The sequence below is a fragment of the uncultured Campylobacter sp. genome, from assembly GCF_937890585.1.
Taxonomy (GTDB): domain Bacteria; phylum Campylobacterota; class Campylobacteria; order Campylobacterales; family Campylobacteraceae; genus Campylobacter_A.
The window spans coordinates 1-3,966 of the sequence record NZ_CALACG010000020.1 but is presented as its reverse complement, the minus strand read 5'-3'; the positions used below and the strand labels follow the sequence as shown (position 1 = coordinate 3,966).

General features: G+C 38.2%; 6 protein-coding genes. 5 read left to right on the top strand and 1 reads right to left on the bottom strand.

Translation table 11 applies throughout. The features are described 5' to 3' along the window. Nucleotides 1-52: 52 nt before the first annotated feature. Nucleotides 53-661, top strand: coding sequence for a TRIC cation channel family protein (locus tag Q0296_RS00510; RefSeq protein ID WP_021088495.1), 609 nt, complete (start codon nt 53-55; stop codon nt 659-661). Then, nucleotides 658-1,644 (top strand): SAM-dependent methyltransferase, encoded by a 987-nt coding sequence (locus Q0296_RS00505; RefSeq protein WP_298035637.1) that lies wholly within the window; start codon nt 658-660, stop codon nt 1,642-1,644. Before Q0296_RS00510 ends, Q0296_RS00505 begins: the two co-directional genes overlap by 4 nt. Here Q0296_RS00505 and ybaK read toward each other — a convergent pair. After that, nucleotides 1,633-2,115, bottom strand: coding sequence for a Cys-tRNA(Pro) deacylase (ybaK, locus tag Q0296_RS00500; RefSeq protein ID WP_298035636.1), 483 nt, complete (start codon nt 2,113-2,115; stop codon nt 1,633-1,635). The genes Q0296_RS00505 and ybaK overlap by 12 nt on opposite strands. Nucleotides 2,116-2,173: 58 nt before the next feature. Between ybaK and fliL the strand changes: the two genes are divergently transcribed. From fliL to Q0296_RS00485, 3 genes are all read left to right on the top strand, one after another. Continuing rightward, nucleotides 2,174-2,710 carry a flagellar basal body-associated protein FliL gene (fliL, locus tag Q0296_RS00495; protein WP_002942267.1) on the top strand — a complete coding sequence of 179 codons (537 nt, stop codon included), beginning with the start codon at nt 2,174-2,176 and terminating at the stop codon, nt 2,708-2,710. Further along, entirely contained in the window at nt 2,707-3,051 is a 345-nt protein-coding gene (acpS, locus tag Q0296_RS00490) for a holo-ACP synthase (RefSeq protein ID WP_298035635.1), read from the top strand. Before fliL ends, acpS begins: the two co-directional genes overlap by 4 nt. A gap of 205 nt (nt 3,052-3,256) precedes the next feature. Beyond that, complete coding sequence (locus Q0296_RS00485; RefSeq protein WP_298035634.1) at nt 3,257-3,892, top strand: hypothetical protein; 636 nt, start codon at nt 3,257-3,259, stop codon at nt 3,890-3,892. Nucleotides 3,893-3,966 lie beyond the last annotated feature (74 nt).

The window sequence follows — 3,966 nt, the reverse complement described above, 5'->3', positions numbered from 1 at the left end:
AATGAACTTTTATGAGATTTCATTATAAAATGCCCATTTTTAAGGAAAAAATATGAGCTTAATACTTTTTGTGGAGTACGTTGGTATCGCATCAGCTGCGCTTAGTGGCTTTTTGTTTGCAGTAAAGAGGGAGTGTGACTGGCTTGGTGTCTTTTTGTCCGCATTTTTGACCGCACTTGGAGGCGGTATCGTGCGTGATATGCTCGTTGGCAGGGCAGTTTATTCATTCACTCACTACATGCCAGTAAGCGTCGTCATCTTTATGCTTGTCGCATCTAGGATCACAAATTTACATATAAAAAGAGATGGTTTGGAGAAGAAATTTGTCTTTATCTTTGCCGACGCGATCGACGTTATCTGCTTTTCTATCGTTGGAGCGATGGTTGCCATCGAGTATAGCTACAACATCTTTGGCGTTATGATGATCGCCTTTTTTAACGGCGTTGGCGGCGGTATCTTAAGAGATATCTTGCTAAATGAAGTCCCATGGTTTTTACGCACAGGACTTTACGGCACGATAAGCCTTGGCGTGGGGCTTGCCTACTTTATCCTCTATCATCTGGGTCTTACCAACATATTTTTTACCATGCTTTTGCTAGCTGCTGGTATCACGGTCAGGATGTTTGCATTTTATAGAGGCTGGAAGCTGCCTGATCTATGAAATTTAGCGAGTTTTTTGATATCTGGGTCAATGAAAACTACTATAAATTTGGTGTGGATATCGGCAAGAAGGGCGATTTTTACACAAATGTAAGCGTTGGCTACCTCTTTGGCGCCTGCCTTGCAAACTACTTTATAAAACTACTTAAAAATGGCGAAATTTCTAGCTCTTGCAAGGTCGTGGAGATCGGCGCAAACTCAGGCGATATGCTGGCTGATTTCGCGCAGGGCATCTTTACGCTTGAGCCAGAAATTTTGCCAAATTTAGAGTTTATCATCATCGAACCTCATGAAATTTTACGCAAAAAACAGCTTGAAACATTTAAAAACCGCTTTGGTAATGAGATAAAAATAAAACACTATGAAAATTTAGATGAGTGTAAATTTGATGAAATTTTTGTCATCTCAAATGAGCTACTTGATGCATTTAGCTGCGAAGTGATAGACGCAGATAATATGCTTTTTGTGGATAGCGATCTAAAATTTCACTGGCAAAAAGCGGATCAAAATTTACTAGCCCTTGCAAAGAAATTTGGCATAAAAAAGGGTGAAATTTCAACTAGCTATGCCAAATTTGCGCTCCAGCTTGCAAATGCGGCAAAAAAGGTGAGATTTTTAAGCTTTGACTACGGCGAATTTGAGCCAAAAAATGAGTTTAGCTTAAGAGTTTTTAAAGATCATCAAGTTTTTTCTTTGTTTGAAATTTCAAACCTTGCGCCATATTTTAAAAGCTCAGATCTAACTTATAGCCTGTGTTTTAAGCAGGCAAAAGAGGCTTTCTCTATGGCTGGCTTTTTGATGCTTAAATTTAAAAAACAAAATGATGCTTTGGTTAATGATCTTGGCGTGGATGAAATTTTATCTTTGGTGCTTGAAAAAGGCAGCAAGCAAGCCTATGAAAATGTCACCAAACAGGCAAAATTTCTACTCTCGCCAGAGTTTTTAGGCGAGAAGTTTAAATTTATAGAGTTTTTAAAGAGCTAGCCTGGCGATATCAGCGTAATCCGCCTCACAAGCCTTCAAAAGGTCATTTGGTGCTATCTTTATCTGCTTGCCTCTCACGCCTGCGCTTACTAGCACGTACTCTTGCTCTTTTGCTCGCTCGTCGATGAAGGTCGCAAAGTGCTTTTTCATAGCAAGTGGCGAGCAGCCGCCTCTAATGTAGCCGGTGATCTTTTCTAGGTCTTTTAAGTTTATAAGCTCGCAGCGCTTGGCCCCGCACGCATGAGCAAGTGCTTTTAGATCAAGCTCCAGGTCGCCTTGCACGCAGGCAACGACAAAATTTTTAGGCTCGCACTGGCAGACGATCGTTTTGTAAATTTGCTTTATATCTTGCTTGGTGCTAGCTGCTACGTGAATGGCTGAAAGATCGTTTAGATCGACTTCGTATTCAAGTATCTCATACTCTATTTTTAGCTTGTCTAAAAGCCTAGCGGCGTTGGTTTTATGTATCATCTTTTCTCATTTTTGCGAATTTTTTGTATAATTATAGCCAAAACTTAAAGGAGGAAAGATGGCTGAAGAAGTTGAAGAGAAAAAAGCAAAAAAAGGTGGCAATGGCGCTTTGATGATAATCATCATCGCGATATTTGTTTTATTACTAGTTATCGGAGGGCTAGTGGCGTTTTTGATGCTTAGTTCAGACGAGCCAAAAGAGGCAAATATGGCGCAAACACCAGCTCAGACTCAAACTCAACCAGCACCCGCTCAAAACAAAGCAAAACGCGGTGGCAACGACTATTCGAACATGGGACCGATATATCCGCTTGATCAGTTTGTCGTAAATTTACTTAGTGAAAACGGATCAAGATTTCTTAAAACGAAGATTGATTTGGAGCAAAGCGACGAGCTACTAACTGCTGAGCTTGATAAGAAAAAGGCACTTTTAAGAGATATCATCATAAGAACGCTCTCATCTAAAACTTACGAAGAAGTAAGCACTGCAAAGGGCAAGGATAGGCTAAAAGACGAGATCGTCGGCAAGCTAAATGAAGTGCTAAATGATGGCTACATCAAAAACATATTTTTTACTGATTTTGTGGTGCAATGATAGGCATCGATATCGTTAAGATAGATAGAATTTCAAGACTAAAGGCTCGTCACGGCGAGCTTTTTTTAAAGAGATTTTTAAGTGATGATGAGATCGCGCTAGCAAAAAATGATGCGACTTTGGCTGGATTTTGGGCAGCCAAAGAAGCAGCTAGTAAGGCCCTTGGCGTGGGTATCAGCAAAGAGTGTGGCTTTTTGGACATTGTGCTCAGCAAAGACGCAAAAAATGCACCAAAGATAAAATTTAGCCCAAGAATTTATACAAATTTTAATATCAAAGAAGCAAGCCTTAGTATAACTCACGACGGCGGATTTGCCGTAGCTGCAGTGATGATAGTGTGAAATATCTGTATTTGAAGTTTTTAGAACATAACGTAGATAAAAATCAAAATAATTTTAATAACATGATTTTATTAAAAATGAGATGATAAACATAATACGTTATTGGTATAAATACGCATAGGCAAAAATAGCTATAGAAATTTTTAACGCTAGTGTTATTAAAAGTGTGCCATGATTTGGAATATAAAAATAAATTTGGTAAAAAATGAAAGTAAAAATAAAAGCGGGTGTTGATATTTCATCGCTTGAGCTTCGCGAGATAAGTGCATTTGATCGGCTTGAAAAGGATACTATTTATGATGTCTTGCTGATAGAGATGTATGAAGGCAAGGTAAAATTTATTATTGTGTATAACAAGGATGATTTTGATGGTATTTGCGGATTTAATGCCGAGCTTTTTGATATTATTGATGGCAGTATCCCAAATGGATGGAATGTTGTTAGGATAGACGATGTCTTAAGCATTGCCCCAAAAAATATTAATTATGAAAATTTTTGGTCGGATTTGCAAGAAATTTTTGAAGATGATCTAAATTTTAGAGAAAAAGATAAGAGATACCATTTTGCTTTTAGAAATTATCTGCTTGGATTTGCTGGGTTTATTGATTTTAAAATTTGTAAAAGCGAATTTAGAAAAATCTTTAACGACTATCAAGACCCAAGTATCAAAGCTATCGGAGTAGATACGCAAGAAGATGGCTACGTAGTTTGTCCGCATTGCTACAACGCTGAGCAGATAAGTGCAGAACTAGGCGTCATAAAGTGTGAAAAATGCAAGCAAGAATACAACAACCCACTTGCAAAAATTTGTCCAAGTGGGATAGAAGTGGTAGATGAATAGCTAGTAATAATAGTTACATACATCAAACGCAGCAATAAACTCTGCCATCTATAAAACGAACTTTAAAGATGCAC

Excerpts from the sequence above, each read along its gene's own strand:
- Q0296_RS00510 (WP_021088495.1), top strand. The coding sequence starts at position 53 with ATGAGCTTAATACTTTTTGTGGAGTACGTTGGTATCGCATCAGCTGCG.
- Q0296_RS00505 (WP_298035637.1), top strand. The coding sequence starts at position 658 with ATGAAATTTAGCGAGTTTTTTGATATCTGGGTCAATGAAAACTACTAT.
- ybaK (WP_298035636.1), bottom strand. The coding sequence starts at position 2,115 with ATGATACATAAAACCAACGCCGCTAGGCTTTTAGACAAGCTAAAAATA.
- fliL (WP_002942267.1), top strand. The coding sequence starts at position 2,174 with ATGGCTGAAGAAGTTGAAGAGAAAAAAGCAAAAAAAGGTGGCAATGGC.
- acpS (WP_298035635.1), top strand. The coding sequence starts at position 2,707 with ATGATAGGCATCGATATCGTTAAGATAGATAGAATTTCAAGACTAAAG.
- Q0296_RS00485 (WP_298035634.1), top strand. The coding sequence starts at position 3,257 with ATGAAAGTAAAAATAAAAGCGGGTGTTGATATTTCATCGCTTGAGCTT.